This window comes from Anaerocaecibacter muris, assembly GCF_943192945.1.
GTDB lineage: Bacteria > Bacillota > Clostridia > Christensenellales > Pumilibacteraceae > Anaerocaecibacter > Anaerocaecibacter muris.
Genome location: NZ_CALPCE010000003.1, coordinates 1 through 16,647, shown reverse-complemented (window position 1 = coordinate 16,647; position 16,647 = coordinate 1). Strand labels below are relative to the sequence as shown.

At 53.6% G+C, this 16,647-nt stretch carries 14 protein-coding genes and 1 pseudogene; 14 read left to right on the top strand and 1 reads right to left on the bottom strand.

The features are described 5' to 3' along the window. Positions 1-28 precede the first annotated feature (28 nt). From NFR57_RS03295 to NFR57_RS03240, 12 genes and pseudogenes are all read left to right on the top strand, one after another. Positions 29-1,498, top strand: a complete 1,470-nt coding sequence (locus NFR57_RS03295; protein WP_251182411.1) for a hypothetical protein — start codon at positions 29-31, stop codon at positions 1,496-1,498. Further along, positions 1,482-2,609, top strand: a complete 1,128-nt coding sequence (locus NFR57_RS03290) for a galactokinase (RefSeq protein WP_251182410.1) — start codon at positions 1,482-1,484, stop codon at positions 2,607-2,609. Before NFR57_RS03295 ends, NFR57_RS03290 begins: the two co-directional genes overlap by 17 nt. Positions 2,610-2,646: 37 nt before the next feature. Next, positions 2,647-3,660, top strand: coding sequence for a UDP-glucose 4-epimerase GalE (galE, locus tag NFR57_RS03285; protein WP_251182409.1), 1,014 nt, complete (start codon positions 2,647-2,649; stop codon positions 3,658-3,660). 117 nt (positions 3,661-3,777) lie between these two features. Further along, entirely contained in the window at positions 3,778-4,764 is a 987-nt protein-coding gene (locus NFR57_RS03280) for an aldose epimerase family protein (protein ID WP_251182408.1), read from the top strand. Beyond that, entirely contained in the window at positions 4,761-5,837 is a 1,077-nt protein-coding gene (locus NFR57_RS03275; protein ID WP_251182407.1) for an SGNH/GDSL hydrolase family protein, read from the top strand. The genes NFR57_RS03280 and NFR57_RS03275 overlap by 4 nt, the downstream gene beginning before the upstream one ends. Positions 5,838-5,900: 63 nt before the next feature. After that, positions 5,901-7,643: a glycoside hydrolase family 2 protein gene (locus NFR57_RS03270; protein ID WP_251182406.1), complete on the top strand. Its 1,743-nt coding sequence runs from the start codon at positions 5,901-5,903 to the stop codon at positions 7,641-7,643. Between the two features lie 288 nt (positions 7,644-7,931). Continuing rightward, complete coding sequence (gene rpsF, locus NFR57_RS03265; RefSeq protein WP_251182405.1) at positions 7,932-8,228, top strand: 30S ribosomal protein S6; 297 nt, start codon at positions 7,932-7,934, stop codon at positions 8,226-8,228. Between the two features lie 12 nt (positions 8,229-8,240). After that, complete coding sequence (locus NFR57_RS03260; protein ID WP_251182404.1) at positions 8,241-8,660, top strand: single-stranded DNA-binding protein; 420 nt, start codon at positions 8,241-8,243, stop codon at positions 8,658-8,660. A 71-nt stretch (positions 8,661-8,731) separates the two neighbouring features. Beyond that, the gene (gene rpsR / locus NFR57_RS03255) at positions 8,732-9,007 is read left to right on the top strand and encodes a 30S ribosomal protein S18 (RefSeq protein ID WP_251182403.1); all 276 of its coding nucleotides are present in this window, start codon (positions 8,732-8,734) and stop codon (positions 9,005-9,007) included. Positions 9,008-9,194: 187 nt separating this feature from the next. Continuing rightward, on the top strand, positions 9,195-10,772 hold the full coding sequence (locus NFR57_RS03250; RefSeq protein ID WP_251182402.1) for an ABC-F family ATP-binding cassette domain-containing protein: 1,578 nt from the start codon (positions 9,195-9,197) through the stop codon (positions 10,770-10,772). Between the two features lie 1,068 nt (positions 10,773-11,840). Next, positions 11,841-12,230 (top strand): annotated as a pseudogene (locus NFR57_RS08860) (GlgC family sugar phosphate nucleotidyltransferase); the annotation flags it as partial. Positions 12,231-12,473: 243 nt separating this feature from the next. Further along, positions 12,474-13,439 (top strand): ribose-phosphate pyrophosphokinase, encoded by a 966-nt coding sequence (locus NFR57_RS03240; protein ID WP_251182400.1) that lies wholly within the window; start codon positions 12,474-12,476, stop codon positions 13,437-13,439. A 189-nt stretch (positions 13,440-13,628) separates the two neighbouring features. Here NFR57_RS03240 and NFR57_RS03235 read toward each other — a convergent pair whose 3' ends face one another. Then, positions 13,629-13,892, bottom strand: coding sequence for a sporulation transcriptional regulator SpoIIID (locus NFR57_RS03235; RefSeq protein WP_251182399.1), 264 nt, complete (start codon positions 13,890-13,892; stop codon positions 13,629-13,631). 203 nt (positions 13,893-14,095) lie between these two features. On the opposite strand from NFR57_RS03235, the gene greA reads away from it, so the two are divergent. Next, a complete protein-coding gene (greA, locus tag NFR57_RS08825) occupies positions 14,096-14,851 on the top strand; it encodes a transcription elongation factor GreA (protein ID WP_251182398.1) in 756 nt (251 codons plus the stop codon). A 20-nt stretch (positions 14,852-14,871) separates the two neighbouring features. Then, positions 14,872-16,374, top strand: a complete 1,503-nt coding sequence (gene lysS, locus NFR57_RS03225; RefSeq protein ID WP_251182397.1) for a lysine--tRNA ligase — start codon at positions 14,872-14,874, stop codon at positions 16,372-16,374. Positions 16,375-16,647: the final 273 nt, after the last annotated feature.

Below are 16,647 nucleotides of genomic sequence, written 5' to 3'. Positions count from 1 at the left end.
AAGCGCAATTTAACAAGGGAGCAACCTGATGAAGCAATTTCAACAAAGTATCGACAAGCTCGTCGGTTATGCGCAAGCGGAACTGGGGCTTACGCGCAAAAACGCCGATTATGTGCGAAACGGCATTATGGAAATGTTTGGCGCGGCGTTCCCGCATACGGGCGCAAAGCCCGACGGAACGGTTACGGATCTATTGGACGAGTTTGTGCGCGCGGCTGTGAACGCGGGCGTGTTTGCCGAGGACGAAGCGGAGCGGTACTGCGACGCGGTTATGGGCGCGCTGTCGCTGTCGCCGCAGGATTTGCAGAACGTTTTCGACCTTACGGAAATTGCAAAAGGCAGTAAAGCCGCGACAGATTACTTTTACAACTACTGCGTCAAAAACAATTACGTTAAAAAGTCGGCGCTCGATAAAAATCCGAGGTTCGAGAGCGACGGGCTTATAATAACCATTAACAAAGCCAAGCCCGAATTTCGCGACGCGAAAAAGGCGGCGGCGGGCAACGCCGTGGGCGGCGGGTATCCGAGCTGTACCATTTGTCACGAAAACGAAGGGTTTTCGGGCAGAGCCAAGCGCACGCTTCGCACCGTAGATATTACGCTCGGAGGGCAGGACTGGTTTTGGCAATATTCGCCTTACGGATATTTCCGTCAGCACGGAATAGCGGTCAATTACGAACACACGCCCATGCACGTGGACAAAGCGACGTTCGGTCGGCTTATGGATTTTGCCGACAGGTTTCCGCATTACTTTATAGGCAGTAACGCAGCGCTCGCGCGCATAGGCGGGAGCGTGCTCGCTCACGACCATTATCAGGGCGGCGGGGAGAGCTTGCCTTTGCACAAGGCGAAAGCGGCGCGTACTTTGCGCGACGACGAGAGCGGCGCGATAATAGAGGCGCTCGACTGGGCGGGCACGGCAGTTCGCGTCGTCAGCCCCGATCGCAAGGCGATAGAACAGACGTCCGAAAAGATCCGCGCGGCGTGGGTGGATTACGACGCGCCCGAACTCGGCATTATCCATGCGGACGACGACGGAATTCACAATGCGATCAGCCCGACGGTTGTAAAAACCGCGCGCGGGTACGAAATGACCATAATTTTGCGCAGTAACATAACGTCGGAGCAGTATCCCGACGGCGTTTTCCACGCGCACCCCGAATTCCACGTCATTAAAAAAGAGTCCATCGGACTTATCGAGGCGCAGGGGTTGTTCATACTCCCCGGGCGGCTGGAAAAAGAATTGGGCGAAATTCGCGACGGGATTTGCAACGGCACGGGTTTGCCTGCGCACTTGTCCGAATACGAGTTTATATACGGCGAAATTGTCGAGCTGTGCGGCGGTAAGACCGACGTCATGACGGTCGAAAACGCCATAGCGAAAGAACTCGGCAGTGTGTGCAAGCGCATACTGCACAACACCGCGGTGTTTAAGGACGTAGAGCAAACGGTTAAATTCATTAAAGAGAGGGCGCTTCGATATGACGGTAAACGTTAAAGATTATGCGTACAAAGTTACTGCGGCGGGCAGAGTGAACATAATCGGCGAGCATATAGATTACTGTGGCGGCAAGGTTTTTCCCGCGGCGCTCGCGTTTAAAAACACGGTGTATATAAGACCCAACGGCACGGATAAAATCAATTTGAGCTGGACGACGCTCGACGAAAAAGTCACGCTCGATATTGCCAAACTCGGCGATTATAAATCGCTCAAATACGGCAATTATCAGGCGGGTAGTCTTTTGATGTGGAAAAACGCAGGCAATCCCGTTGTCGGTTGCGACATGGTTCAGGATTGCACGGTGCCGTTCGGCAGCGGGCTGTCGTCGTCGGCGGCTATCGAGGTGTCTACGATTGCGGCGATGTGCGCATTGACGGGCGTGCCCGTCGATCCCGTCGGCATAGCTGTCGAAGCGCAACGCGCCGAGCGCGAATACTGCGGCGTTAATTGCGGCATTATGGATCAGTACGCTTCGGCTTGCGGCAAGGCGGGGCACGCAATGCTGCTCGACTGCGCTACGCTCGCGTGCGAGTACGTGCCTATCGACACGGGCGATTGCTCGCTTGTCATAATAGATTGCAAAAAGCCGCACAGCCTTGTGGAGAGCAAGTACAACGAGCGGCGCGCCGAAACGGAAACGGCGTTGCGCCTGTTGCAAAAGAAGCTCAATATAAACAGCCTTGCCGAGCTTGACGGGCGGTCGCTCGAAGAGTGCGGAAGTCTGCTTCCTCACAACGTTTACAATCGCGCTCGGCACGTCGTGGACGAGTGCGCGCGCGTTGCGGACGCGGCTAAAGCCATGAAGTCGGGCGATATGGTCAAGCTGGGCGCGCTGTTGAACGCGTCGCACGCGTCGCTCAAAGATTTGTACGAGGTTACGGGCAAAGAGCTGGACGCGCTTGCGGCGGCGGCGCAGAGCCACCCCGCGTGTTTGGGTTCGCGCATGACGGGCGGCGGCTTCGGCGGATGTACGGTGTCGCTTGTTCGCACGTCGGGCGTGGAGGATTTTAAAGCGCACGTTTTGGAAAAGTACTTTGAGGCGACGGGCTACACTGCGGCTGTATATCAAACGCAAATCGGCGACGGCATTACCGTCGAAAAAATATAAGGCAATCACTCACAATACATAATCGGAGGTAACGTATATGACTATTCTTGTAACGGGCGGCGCGGGATATATCGGGTCGCACACAAATGTGGAACTGCTTAATGCGGGGCACGAAGTCGTCGTTGTGGACAACTTTTGCAATTCCTCGGCGGAGAGCGTCAGGCGAGTGCAAAAGATTACGGGCAAGTCTGTCAAGCTGTACGAGGGCGACTTGCGCGACGGTGCGCTTTTGAACAAGATTTTCGACGAGAATAAAATCGACAGCGTCATACACTTCGCGGGGCTTAAAGCCGTCGGCGAATCGTGCGCAAAGCCTATCGAATATTACGACAACAACCTCGCGGGCACGCTTGTTTTGCTCGACGCAATGCGCGCGCACGGCGTTAAAAAAATAGTGTTTTCGTCGTCGGCGACCGTGTACGGCACGCCCGAAAAACTTCCGCTCGACGAAAATTGCACGGTGGGCGGCACGACCAATCCTTACGGTACGAGCAAATATTTTCAGGAGATTATGTTGCGCGACGTGTACGCTTCCGACAACGAGTGGACGGTTGTGCTGTTGCGCTACTTCAATCCCGTAGGCGCGCACGAAAGCGGCTTGATAGGCGAGGACCCCAAGGGCATACCCAACAACCTCACGCCATACATTGCCAAGGTCGCTATCGGCGAGCTTAAAGAAGTGGGCGTGTTCGGCGACGATTACGACACCCCCGACGGCACGGGCGTGCGCGATTATATCCATGTCGTCGATCTGGCAAAAGGTCACGTTGCGGCTATCGAAAAGACGAACAAGTCGGGCGTGTACACCTACAACCTCGGCACGGGCATAGGTTACAGCGTTCTCGACGTAATTCACGCGTTTGAAAAAGCGTGCGGGCATAAGTTGCCGTACTCCGTCAAGCCGCGGCGCGCGGGCGACATTGCGGCGTGCTATGCCGACGCGAGCAAAGCCAAAAACGAGCTCGGTTGGTCGGCGACGCTCGGCATTGATGAAATGTGCGCTTCGCTGTGGAAGTGGCAGACCCAAAACCCCAAGGGTTACAACGCGTAACAAATTTATCCGCTTGTCGTTTTGCAACGGCTCATGCCGACATTATATCGCGCGGCGCGGTGATTGCGACGCGGCAAGCGGAAAAACACTAACGGAAAAAAACGTATCGGAGTTAAAATGAACATAGAAAAAGGACTGTTTAAATCGGCGGAAACGGTTATGCTTGTCAATTCCGCAGGCATGAGCGTAACGCTGTGCGCGCTCGGCGCGGGCATTATGAGCATAAAGGTTCCCGACCGCGACGGAGAAGCGCGCGAGGTTACGCGGCTTGCGAGCGGCGGTTACGGCGCGGCGTATCACGGCTTGACGATAGGTCGCACGTCGGGGCGCATAGCGCACGCCGAGTTCGCGATTGACGGGCGCACTGCGCGGCTCGAAAAAAATAATCACGGCGAAGACTGCTTGCACGGCGGGTCGAGCGGATTTCATAGTAAAGTGTTTTCGCTTCGCGTCGAGCAAAACGCAGAATATACAGACGTCGTGTTTGAGTACGACAGTCCCGACGGTGAGGGCGGATATTTCGGCAACGTCAAGGTTCAATCGATATACAGACTGTACGAGCGCGAGAACAAGCTGGCTACTATTTATAAAGCCGTGCCCGACTGCAAAACTTTGCTCAACCTTACAAACCACGCGTACTTCGACATGTCGGGCGACTTGCGCGCGCCGGTGACCGAACAGGTTATGTACATAAACGCGTCCAGGGTGGGCGATCTCAACGAGCGACTTATAATAGAGCGCATTGCGGACGTTGCGCCGCAGTTCGACTTCCGCACGCCGCGCAAGGTGGGCGAGTATGTCAAGGACGAGGTCGTGCAACGCTATACCAAAGGTTACGACCACCCGTTCTTCCTCGACGCGCGCGGACTCGATAAAGTCGCGTGCTCGCTGTATTCGGAATTGAGCGGCATTAAGTTGGAAGTGCGCACCACTTATCCGTGCGTGGTCGTGTTCGGCGACAACTTCGACGGCTACAAGTCCACGTGCTTCGAGTGCGAATACAATCCCGACGGCATACACTCCACCCCCGACGACTGCGGCGTGTGTTCGCCCGACAAGCCTTATTCGGAAACGACGGAGTTCGTTTTTACGGTGACGAAATGAAAAAACGAATAGAGTTCGATTGCAAAAAGTTTGAAAGCGGCGCGCAGCCCGTGTACTTCGAGTTCGACAGCCTCGACGGGGTTTTGCGCGACGGCGCGTTCGGCGTGGGCGAGGTGCGGTACGAGGAAGGATCGGTGTACCGCGGCACGCTTATATATCGCAACGGCAAGTTCAATAAGTACGGGTACGGCGAGCAGGATTTTACCAAAGCGCATTTCAGCTCGGACGAATTGGGCGTTACGGACGCGCACAGACCATATAAATACGTGGGCGCGTTCGATTATACCGTGACCGACTGGATTTACGGCAACGGCGTTATGTATTTTATCGATATGTTCGGCAAGCCGTCGGGCTATGCGACGGGATGGTACGTCGGCTTGACCAAGCGCGGCGAATATCGCGGCGCGTTCAACCGCGAATTGCTTTTGGCGGGCTATGAGAACACGCCCGAACTGGAATTGCATCCGCGTTTGAAGATGTTTGAAGCGCGGCGCAAAAAAGCCAAGAAAACGGCGGAGGCGAAAAGCGTTATTATAGGCGATTCGTGGTTCGAGCTGTACGAAACGGGCGGCGCGGAAAACGGCGGCGGCACGTTCGCCGAGGACGCGAAAGGAAAGAGTGTGCTCGGTTTGGGCATCGGCGGCACGACGTACAGCGACTGGGTAAACGTAATCGACGATATTCTCGGCGGAATTAAATTCGAGCAGGTTTTCTTTAATCTGGGCTATAACGACATACACGGCGGCGAGGCTGTGGACGACGTAATGGTGAACCTTGCGACGTGTATCGCGGCGGTCAAGAGTGTCAATCCCCAAGCGTTGATTTATGTCAATGCGGTTTGTCCCTCGCCGTTCCATCCTGCGACGCACGAGCGAAAAACGCAATTCAACAAACAGGCGCAAAGAATGTGTCAGTACGAAAAGAACGTCAAATTTTTGCACTGCAACATGCCGTTCCTAAATCAGGACGGAAGTGCGATAGACGATTTGGCGGACTATTTTATAGCCGATAAAATCCACCTCAACGAAAAGGGTTATAGGCTGTGGGCGCCTTATTTCGCGCAATATTTTTAGCCCGACATACATATGCGCATGTGCGTATATGCGCACTAAAATAAAAAAGGAGTTTATCTTATCATGAAACCAACCAGAAACGATTACCCGCGACCGCAGTTCCGTCGCGACGACTGGATTATGCTCAACGGCGAATGGGAATTCGAGTTTGACGACAATGCCGACGGCGTTATGCGCGACTTGCCGAGCGGAAAAGTTAAACTCGGCAAAAAGATAAACGTGCCGTTTGCGTATCAGTACGAGGCGAGCGGAATAGGCGTTTACGAAAAGCATGAAACGGTGTGGTATCGCCGTACGGTTAATATAGACAAGGCGCACCAAGGCAAGCGCGCGCTGTTGTGCTTTAACGGAAGCGATTACATTACCGACGTGTGGGTAAACGGTAAGCATGCCTTATATCACGTCGGAGGTTGCGCGCCCTTCAAAGCGGACGTCACGCAGTATTTAACGGGCGGCGAAAACGTGATAGTAGTGCGATGCGTCGATTACGATGATGCAACGCAACCGCGCGGCAAGCAGAGCTGGGCGGGGCATCGCTTTTCGTGTTGGTACGTTCCGACCACCGGCATTTGGCAAAGCGTGTGGGTCGAGTTTTTCGGCGACGATTGCGCGGACGAATTTACGCTCACGCCCAACATTGACAATATGACGGTAGCCGGCGAAATAACCACGCTTCGCGGCAAGGCGGACGAGGCGGAAATGGTCGTGACCTATGAGGGCAAACAGGTCAAGCGCGCGCGCATTTCACTCGACGGCAAACATACTCCGTATTCGATAGCGATTGCCGAAAAAGACGAAGTGGGCGACGGCACGCTGTGGTCGCCGCAATGGCCTCATCTTTACTATATCGACTTGACGTTGTATTGCGACGGCAAGGCAGTGGACGTCGCGCACACTCGGTTCGGCATGCGCGAAATAAGTATCGACGATAACGGGTATATAACGCTCAACCACAGACGGCTGTATCAGCGGCTCGTGCTCGACCAAGGCTATTGGAAGGACAGCGGCATTACTCCGCCGTCGGCGCAGGCGTTAAAGGACGATATTCTCGCGGCGCAGGCCATGGGCTTTAACGGTGCGCGCAAGCATCAAAAACTCGAAGACCCGTACTTCTATTATTACGCGGACGAGTTGGGCTTTTTGACATGGTGCGAAATGCCGTCGGCGTTTAACTTCTGCGCGCGCGAACAGCACAACCTCGATGCGGAGTGGCGGGAAATAGTAACGACCGCGCGCGCGTTTACGAGCGTCGTCTGTTACGTACCGCTCAACGAGAGCTGGGGCGTGCGCAAAATCCGCGTGAATAAAGATCATCAAAACTTCGCCGCGTCCATGTATTATGCGACCAAGGCGCTCGATAATTCGCGGCTTATTTCCACCAACGACGGGTGGGAATCGGTGGACACGACCGACGTTATAGGCGTGCACGATTATGCGTCTGCGGGCGACGGGTTCGAGCAAAAGTATCGTCCCGAAAACTACGATTTGCTGTACCCGCAGGGTCCGAAGATGATTGCAAAAGGCAGCACCGCCGCGGGCAAGCCCGTAATTTTCACCGAGTTCGGCGGCATTGCGTTGGACAGTAGCGCGGTAGGCGAAAACTGGGGCTACGGCAAAAATGCGACGGACGCCGACGACTTGTATTCGCGGCTCGAAAACTTGATGGCGGGCGTAAGCAAGTGTCCGTTCCAAGGCTATTGTTATACGCAGCTTACCGACGTGCAGCAGGAAGTAAACGGTTTGCTCGACGAAGATCACAAGCCCAAAGCCGACTTTGCGCGACTCAAAAAAATCTTTGAAATTTAATTGTCGAATACTAAAACCCCCGCCCGCCGCAAACATGCGACTGTCGGGGGTTTTGTATATAGGTATTTTAAATTATAAAGTATGCGGCGATTGTTCGCTATCCGAAAAAAACGGCGTCATGTTATTTTGTTTTTTCTATGCGGATTTTGCAAGTAGTGCTCGGCGGCGCGGTTAAAACGCTTGCCAAAAGCGAAAGGACGTGATATAATCAACACTGCGACTAAATATTTTTTTCATAGTCGCGTCCTTACCCATGTAAGAGTGGGTCATAGACCGCAAGGAGGGTGTATGAATAATTACGAAATCCTTTATATCCTGTCCGACAAGCAGGATGCCGACGGCAAAAAGGCGTTGGTGGAACGTTTTAAGGCGCTTGTCGCTCCCTATGGCGAAGTGACGGCGGAAGAGTGGGGCGGCGGCTCGCGCAAGCTCGAATATCCCATTCAGACCAAAATCTCGGGCAAGCATTTGACCGGCTACTATGTGCTGATGAAGTTTACCGCGCCGCCCGAAATTCCCGCAGAGCTCGAACGTCAGATGCGCATAAGCGACGACGTTTTGCGCTTTATGATTGAAAGAGTGTAAGGAGCTCGGATCATGAACAAAATTATCTTGATTGGCAATCTTACTCGCGACCCCGAATCGAGCAGCACTCAAGGCGGCGTAAACTTTACCCGCTTTAATATCGCGGTCAACCGTCCGTTCACCAATGCGAACGGCGAGCGCGTTGCCGATTATTTCGACGTTATATGCTGGCGGCAGCTTGCCGAGCGTTGCGCGAAATATCTGTTCAAGGGCAGTAAGGTGGGTATCAACGGTTCTGTTCAGCGTCGCCAGTACGAGGATCGCGATGGCATCAAACGCACGTCGTTCGACGTCGTTGCCGACGAAGTCGAGTTTCTTACTCCGCGCAGTAACACCACGGGGCGCGAAGGTTCGCAGGGCGGATACGTTCCCGAAGAACCGCATCCCATTTCGGACATGCAACCCGTCGATAACGACGACTTGCCTTTTTAATCAAACCGTACACGCCGCATAGCGGTACGTCTTAACTACGACATTTAAAAATATTTAAGGAGTTTTCCGTCATGGATAAAAATAAAACCAGAGTTAAAGCCAACGACGGTGACGACAAGGTACGTCGTTCCCGCCGCCCCGCCAAAAAGCGCGTTTGCGAGTATTGCCAAGGTCATATCGACCATGTCGATTACAAGGACGTCGAGCGTCTTAAAAAGTATACCGCGGAAAACGGCAAAATTTTGCCGCGCCGCGCGACCGGACTTTGCGCCGAACATCAGCGCGACGTTACGACCGCTATCAAGCGCGCGCGCGTAATGGCGTTGCTTCCTTTCCGCGGCGAATAATCAGTCGCAAACAAGCAAGTTAAAGCATTGCTTACGCGCTTGCCGATCGGCGTGATACGGGTAGTCATTGACGCCCGCCCGACACGCCCTGCGCGAGCGTTACGGTACCAAAACAAAACGGGCGACATGTTTGTCCGTTTTTCTATTTGAAATAATATCCGAAAATATCGAGGAATAAGTTTTAACAATGATTAACGTATCCAACGTAAAATTGCAGTTCGGCACGCGCGTGCTGTTCGAGAACGTAAATATCAAGTTTGCAAGCGGCAACTGTTACGGCATTATCGGCGCGAACGGCGCGGGCAAGTCCACGTTTTTAAAGCTGTTGTCGGGCAAGATAGAGCCGAGCAAGGGCGATATAACAATGGGCAAGGGCGAGCGCATGTCCGTTCTCGAACAGAACCAAAACGCTTACGACGAATACACCGTGCGCGAAGCGGTTATTTGCGGGCATAAAGAGCTTGAAGAAATACGCTGCAAGCGCGACGCTCTGTATGCCAAGTCCGACTTTACCGAGGAGGACGGCAATATCGCGGCGGAGCTCGAAACCAAGTACGGCGAGCTGGGCGGTTACGAGTGCGAAATCGACGCGGAAACGCTTTTAAACAGCATAGGCATAGACCAAGCGTTGTTCGATACGCCCATGCGCGAAATCGAGCCCAAAGTCAAAGTCAAAGTGCTAATCGCGCAGTGTCTTTTCGGCAAGCCCGATATTCTGCTTTTGGACGAGCCTACAAACAACCTCGATATTAAAACGGTGCGGTGGTTGCAGGAGTATATTAAGAGCATGGAGCAAGCCACGGTGCTTGTCGTGTCGCACAACCGTCACTTCTTGAATCAGGTTTGCACGCATATATGCGACGTGGACTATTCCGCTATCAATATGTTTGTCGGCAACTATGATTTTTGGTACGAATCTTCACAGCTCATCTTGCGCCAACAGCGCGAAGCCAACAAAAAGGCGGAGGCGCGAATTAAGGAATTGCGCGAATTTATTGCGCGGTTCTCGGCTAACGCGTCCAAGTCCAAGCAGGCGACAAGCCGTAAGCGCGAGCTCGACAAGATAGAAATACAGGACATCAAGCCGTCGTCGCGCAAGTACCCGTATATCGATTACAAGTTCGAGCGCGACCCCGGCAACGATATTTTGCGCGTCGAAAAACTTACCAAGAAAGGGTTTTTCGAGGACGTGACGTTCTCGGTCGGGCGCGACGACAAAATAGGATTTTTGACCGATAACAGCCTTGCCGTTGCAGAGCTGTTCGATTGCATTTTCGGCGAGAGCGAACCCGATTCGGGCAGAGTTATTTGGGGCAAAAACGTAAAGCCCGCGTACATGCCGCAAAATTACGATAAGTATTTCGACGGCTGTTCGCTGTCGCTTGTAAAGTGGATTGACCAATGGTCGGAAAACCACGAACAGGAATACTTGCGGTCGTGGCTGGGGCGGCTGTTGTTCTCGGGCGACGAAGCGTTAAAGTCCGCAAACGTGCTGTCGGGCGGCGAGAAAGCGCGGTGCATGCTCGCGCGCATGATGCTGCTGTCGCCCAACTTCCTCATATTCGACGAGCCGACCAACCACTTGGACTTGGAAAGCATTACGTCGCTTAATAAAGGCATGATCAACTTTAAAGCGCCCATACTGTTTATAACCGCGGACGAGGAAATAATGTCCTCGGTCGCTAACCGCATTATCTCAATCGACGGCGGGCGTAAGTCGTATGATAGGCCTGTTACTTATGATGAATATATAGCCGCTCTTTGAGCGCGTATATACTTCGTTATGCTTCGTCAGCCGTCGCGATCGCTTGGGTCACGTACGCGAAGTACGCTCCCCGACGCGCTCGCTCGGACTTCCTTGCCTAACTCGTATCTACGCGCTCAAAGACTGTGCGGGTGAAAGGTATGGCGGGTTCTACACTCCCTTCGGCGGCTCGCCGACTGTTGCGCGTCTGACGCGGCTCTACGCGCTCAAAGGCTGTGCGGCGTGAAAGGGGTCTACATTCCCGTCGTACATCGTCGCCGGTTGTCCGTCTTGCTCGCATTTACGCGCTCAAAGGCTGTGCGGTGTGTTGATGTTTCGTCAGCCGTCGCGAAGAGAGAAACGTATTTGCGGCAATGATATACGAGCGGCTATAAAATTAGGATATTTGCGGCACACAGCGACATATATTAAGTTGACTATTTTTTGTCAAAAGGGTATAATGTAACTATGGTTGATTTGGGATTGAACGGTATAATACTTCGCGTAAAAAACAACGCGTTGGGCGAGGCGTGGGATATTCCCGTACTCGGCAAGACGCTCGAAGGTTGGGCGGCGGCTGCGCTTAACGCACAGTATACGACTGTGGACGCTTCGCCTGTTATCAATCTTGCGGACAAGCTGAAAGCGGCTGTGGATAAAACCAAGCCTGTGACGGTCGCGCTTTATTGCGATACGCCGCTCGTCAACAGAAAGACCGTCGAGGTGGCTGTCAAACAGCTCGTCGAGCAAAAACTTAATATGATTAAACTTCCGCGCGGGTGCGTGTTCAAAACCGAATACCTGCTCGAAGCGACGGAAATATTTCCGCAAGAGCCTGCGGGCGGCGGCGAGTTCGAGGCGGTGACGGACTGCGAATCGCTGTCGCGCATAACGGACGTTATTCGTCGGCGCATACTGCATTATCATGCCGCCAACGGCGTGCGTATTCCCGATTTTAACAATACGCACATAGATTGCGACGTAGTAATTTCCAAGGGCGCGATAATCGAGCCGTATAACTTTTTAAAAGGCAAAACCATTATCAAGTCGGACGCGCATGTCCTTCCGGGCAACTATATCGAAAACTGCATAATAGGCAGGGGCGCGAGAATCGACAGTTCCAGACTGTACGACAGTCTTATCGGCGCGGACACTCGCGTCGGACCGTTTGCTTATATCCGTCCCAACACGGTCGTTGGGTGCGGGTGCCGTATAGGGGATTTCGTCGAGCTTAAAAACTGCGTAATCGGCGACGGCTGTAAAGTCAGTCATTTGTCTTACGTCGGCGACGCGGAACTCGGCAAGGATTGCAACGTCGGGTGCGGCGTTGTCTTTGCAAATTACGACGGCAAAAACAAATACAAATCGGTTATCGGCAGTCGGGTGTTTATAGGTTCCAATGCGAATATCGTTGCGCCCGTAAAAATAGCCGATCGTTCGTTCATTGCGGCGGGCTCGACAATAACGAAGGAAGTGCCCGAGCAGGCGCTCGCAATCGCGCGCGCGCGCCAGACGCTTATTCCCAACTGGCAGGGCAATATGTACGCGCCGCCAAGCGGCAACACCGCGCCGCGGGCATACAGTCTTGTCGAGTTTTCGGACGGAATTATAGACGGCGCGGCGACTACCGCGCAAAACGCCGAGGCGCGCGGCGACGACAACGGGGACAACGGCGACAGGTCGTAAACATAAATTTATATCCCGATATTTTGGAGGCAACCAATGATAGCTCACGGCAACAAGATTAAATTGTTTTGCGGCAACGCGTGCAAGGAACTTGCGCAACAGATAGCGGTACGGCTCAAAATGAAGCTGTCCGAGGCGGAAGTAAGCAAGTTCAGCGACGGCGAAATTTCCGTAAGCATAGGCGAGTCGGTACGCGGCTGCGACGTGTTTGTAATACAGTCTACGTCCATGCCGACCAACGACAATCTTATGGAACTTTTGGTCATGATAGACGCGTTGAAACGCGCGTCGGCGGGACGCATAACCGCGGTAATCCCGTATTTCGGTTACGCGCGTCAGGACAGAAAAGCGCGCGCGCGCGACCCCATTACCGCAAAGCTCGTTGCCGATCTCATAACGACTGCGGGAGCGGACAGAGTTCTTACTATGGACTTGCACGCGGCGCAGATACAGGGCTTTTTCAGCATACCCGTCGATCACCTTTTGGGCGTGCCCATTCTCGCCAAAGCGATTGCGGGCGAACAGTTTATAAAGGAAGCGGGCGACGATCTCGTTATCGTATCTCCGGACGTCGGCTCGGTGGGCAGAGCGCGGCAAATGGCGCAAAAACTCAATAAGACGCTTGCAATCGTCGATAAGCGCAGACCCAAAGCCAACGTCATGGAAGTCATGAATATTATCGGCGACGTAAAGGGCAAACGCTGTCTTATTGTGGACGACATGATTGACACCGCGGGCACAATCACGCAGGGCGCAAAAGCGCTTGTCGATGTGGGCGGCGCGAGCGACGTTTACGCTTGTTGTACGCACCCCGTATTGTCCGGTCCCGCCATGGACAGACTGCAAAACTCGGTCATCAAAAAGCTGTTCTTGCTCGACACCATAGAGCTTCCGCAGGACAAGAGAGTGGAAAAGTTTATAACCGTGTCGGTCGCGCCCATATTCGCCGAGGCGATTGCCGCGATATTCGCGGATCTGCCCGTGTCCAAACTTTACGACTGATAACAATGCTTAAAACCCGTGATTATCACGGGTTTTTCAATGCAAAAATTCTGCGCGGGCAATGCGTTAAAAATTCCCCGCGATGTAATATTATAAAAACCGCGTCCGCATTGTGTCGCGCGGCTTACGCTATGTATTGTAATAATATGGTTGCGGCGCGCCGTCGAGTTTAGTGCGACAGTTGTTTTGTCAGTTCGGTTTGGATTTTCGCGCTTCACACTTGTGCTTGGTCGCTTCGCCGCCGCGCAGGTGGCGCACGCTCAAATTGTAATCGAGGATTTTGCGCACTTTTTCAAACAGCGCGTCGTCGAGCTTGGACAGGCGTTCGGTGACGTCTTTGTGTACGGTCGATTTGCCGATGTCAAACCGCTTTGCGGCTTCGCGCACGGTGCAATGAGTTTCGGCAATGTACTTGCCGAGTTCGACTGCGCGCGTATTCTTACGGTCGTTCATAATCACTCTCCGATTTTGTGCGGTTGTATAATGTATGAGCGCATTCGACCGAATATGACAATGTTCGTCCGTCGCCGCGCTGTGCGGCGCGATTCGCGCGGGCAAAAGCTAAAAGCGCGGCGGGCGCGGAGTTGTTAAAACACTTGACTAAATTACGGGCATGTTTTATAATATATTATGAATAAATAGGCAAGGAGTTAATTATGCCCAAAGAATATATTATGACCGCGGCAGGTAAGCGCGAGCTCGAAGAACGGCTCGAACATATCAAAATGGTCGAAATGCCCGCTATCGTCGAGGAAATTGCCAAAGCGCGCGCGCAAGGCGACCTTTCGGAAAACGCCGAATACGAAATAGCGCGCGAGGAACAGGCGCAACTGCAAAACGAAATCGACGCTATCAAGGAAAAACTTGCCAACGCGAAAATTCTCGACGAAAAGTCTATAAAAGACGACGTTGTTTCCATAGGTTGCGCGGTCGAAGTTATAGAGGCGGATATTGCCGACGGGCTTGCGGAAGTGGAAAAATGCGGACTTACCCGCACCGATATTATCGAAGGATTTTTGACCAAGGTGTCGGTCAACGATATGCGCGCCAACCGCTATAACCGCGGCATACTGGGCGAGCTTACCGCCGAAGATTACGCGACCGCGTGCGGAGAATTGCTTGCGGGCAAGCGTTACAAAAAAGAAGAACTTATCGACAAAGGCTTTACCGACGCGGAACTCGCGAGCAAAGCCAAACCGCGCGCCAAAGTTGACAGAAGCAAGTGCGGCGGGCTAAAAACGTATACGATAGTCGGTTCGCACGAGGCGGACGCGCTCAACGGCAAGATTTCCAACGAGTCGCGCGTAGGTGCGGCGCTCCTCGACAAAGAGGAAAACGACGTCGTTATGGTAGGCGATCTTCTGTTTAAAATCGTCGGCATAGTCGTCGATAAGAAAGCGGTCAAAAGATAAACTCGGGTAATAAAACAGCTATGGCAGAACAGAACAATAACAACATCGTCGCGGATAACGCCGCGGACGAGCAGGAGAATATCGACGCGCTTAAAGCGGTGCGGCTGAACAAGCTGGAAGAGCTTTGCGCGGCGGGCGCGGACCCGTTTAAGATTACGAGTTTTGACGTTACGGCGCACGCCGACGAAATTACGGCTAATCCCCAAGAGGGCAAGACCGTGTCCGTCGCGGGCAGGCTTATGAGCAAGCGCGTAATGGGCAAGGCGAGTTTCGGGCATTTGCTCGACCGTTCGGGCAAGGTGCAAATTTACGTCAAGACGGACGCGGTCGGCGCGGAGAATTACGACGGGTTCAAAAAGCAGATAGACATAGGCGATATAATCGGCGTGACGGGCGAGGTGTTTATTACGCACCGCGGCGAAGTGTCGATTGCCGTGCGCGAGCTTACGCTTTTGTCCAAGTCGCTCACGCCGTTGCCCGAAAAGTGGCACGGGCTTAAAGACAACGACTTGCGCTATCGTAAGCGGTATTTGGATCTTATAGTCAATACCGACGTTAAGGACGCGTTTATCAAGCGCAGTAAGATGATAACCGCTATCCGCAGTTACCTCGACGCGGAAGGGTTTTTGGAAGTGGAAACGCCCATACTCAACACCGTTGCGGGCGGCGCGGCGGCGCGACCGTTTATTACGCATCATAACACGCTCGACCTTGACATGTATATGCGTATTGCGCCGGAGCTGTATTTAAAACGGCTTATCGTCGGCGGGCTGGAACGCGTGTACGAAATAGGCAGGTGCTTCCGTAACGAGGGTATGGACATCAAGCACAACCCCGAATTCACCATGATGGAGCTTTACCAAGCGTTCGGCGATTACACCGACATGATGAAGCGCACGGAGGACATTTACCTCGCGGCGGCGCACGCTATCGGGCTGGGCGACAAGATTGAATATCAGGGCAAGCAAATAGACATTTCCACGCCGTGGCGCAGAGTTACCATGCGCGATATTGTCAAAGAAACGGTAGGCGTGGACTTTATGGAACTCACCGCGGAGCAGGCGCAAGCCGAGCTTACTAAACGCGGCATCGAGTTCGAGGGCGAAAAGAACGCGGCGGAGTGCATGTATATCGCATTCGACAAACTTGTCGAGAGCACGCTCATACAGCCGACGTTTGTAACGGGTTATCCCGTCGAAGTGTCGCCGCTCGCAAAGCGCAACGACGACGGACTGACGTATCGCTTTGAGTTCTTTATCAACGGCTGGGAGGGCGGCAACGCTTATTCCGAGCTTAACGACCCGCTCGACCAAGCCAAACGCTTCGACGCTCAACGCGCTATGGCAAAGCAGGGCAACGAGGAAGCGCAAGCCGCCGACGACGATTTTGTGGAAGCGTTGGAATACGGTTTGCCCCCGACCGGCGGGCTCGGCATAGGCATAGACCGCATGGTCATGCTCCTTACCGACAGCGCGTCGATTAGGGATGTTATACTGTTCCCGACAATGAAACCCCGCCGTTGACGTCGTATTCATCGGCGGATACGGGCTACGTTTGCCAATCCGCCTCGGTCATGTAGGTGGTTCTACACTCCCTCGGCGGATAGACAACAGAAGCCCGTCTGCGCCGCGACTACGCCGTCAACAGTAAAGTTTCCCCGTCGCGTCGGCTTGCTTTCCTTGTCTGACGCGGCTCTAACACCTCAACAATAAGAGTATTGGCGGATAGACAACAGAAGCCCGTCTGCGCCGCGACTACGCCGTCAACAGTAAAGTTTCCCCGTCGCGTCGGCTTGC

Bases quoted from the DNA above. Each gene is read 5' to 3' on its own strand.
- NFR57_RS03275 (WP_251182407.1), top strand. From the start codon at position 4,761: ATGAAAAAACGAATAGAGTTCGATTGCAAAAAGTTTGAAAGCGGCGCG.
- rpsF (WP_251182405.1), top strand. From the start codon at position 7,932: ATGAATAATTACGAAATCCTTTATATCCTGTCCGACAAGCAGGATGCC.
- greA (WP_251182398.1), top strand. From the start codon at position 14,096: ATGCCCAAAGAATATATTATGACCGCGGCAGGTAAGCGCGAGCTCGAA.
- NFR57_RS03295 (WP_251182411.1), top strand. From the start codon at position 29: ATGAAGCAATTTCAACAAAGTATCGACAAGCTCGTCGGTTATGCGCAA.
- NFR57_RS03260 (WP_251182404.1), top strand. From the start codon at position 8,241: ATGAACAAAATTATCTTGATTGGCAATCTTACTCGCGACCCCGAATCG.
- galE (WP_251182409.1), top strand. From the start codon at position 2,647: ATGACTATTCTTGTAACGGGCGGCGCGGGATATATCGGGTCGCACACA.
- rpsR (WP_251182403.1), top strand. From the start codon at position 8,732: ATGGATAAAAATAAAACCAGAGTTAAAGCCAACGACGGTGACGACAAG.
- lysS (WP_251182397.1), top strand. From the start codon at position 14,872: ATGGCAGAACAGAACAATAACAACATCGTCGCGGATAACGCCGCGGAC.
- NFR57_RS03240 (WP_251182400.1), top strand. From the start codon at position 12,474: ATGATAGCTCACGGCAACAAGATTAAATTGTTTTGCGGCAACGCGTGC.
- NFR57_RS03250 (WP_251182402.1), top strand. From the start codon at position 9,195: ATGATTAACGTATCCAACGTAAAATTGCAGTTCGGCACGCGCGTGCTG.
- NFR57_RS03235 (WP_251182399.1), bottom strand. From the start codon at position 13,892: ATGAACGACCGTAAGAATACGCGCGCAGTCGAACTCGGCAAGTACATT.
- NFR57_RS03290 (WP_251182410.1), top strand. From the start codon at position 1,482: ATGACGGTAAACGTTAAAGATTATGCGTACAAAGTTACTGCGGCGGGC.
- NFR57_RS03280 (WP_251182408.1), top strand. From the start codon at position 3,778: ATGAACATAGAAAAAGGACTGTTTAAATCGGCGGAAACGGTTATGCTT.
- NFR57_RS03270 (WP_251182406.1), top strand. From the start codon at position 5,901: ATGAAACCAACCAGAAACGATTACCCGCGACCGCAGTTCCGTCGCGAC.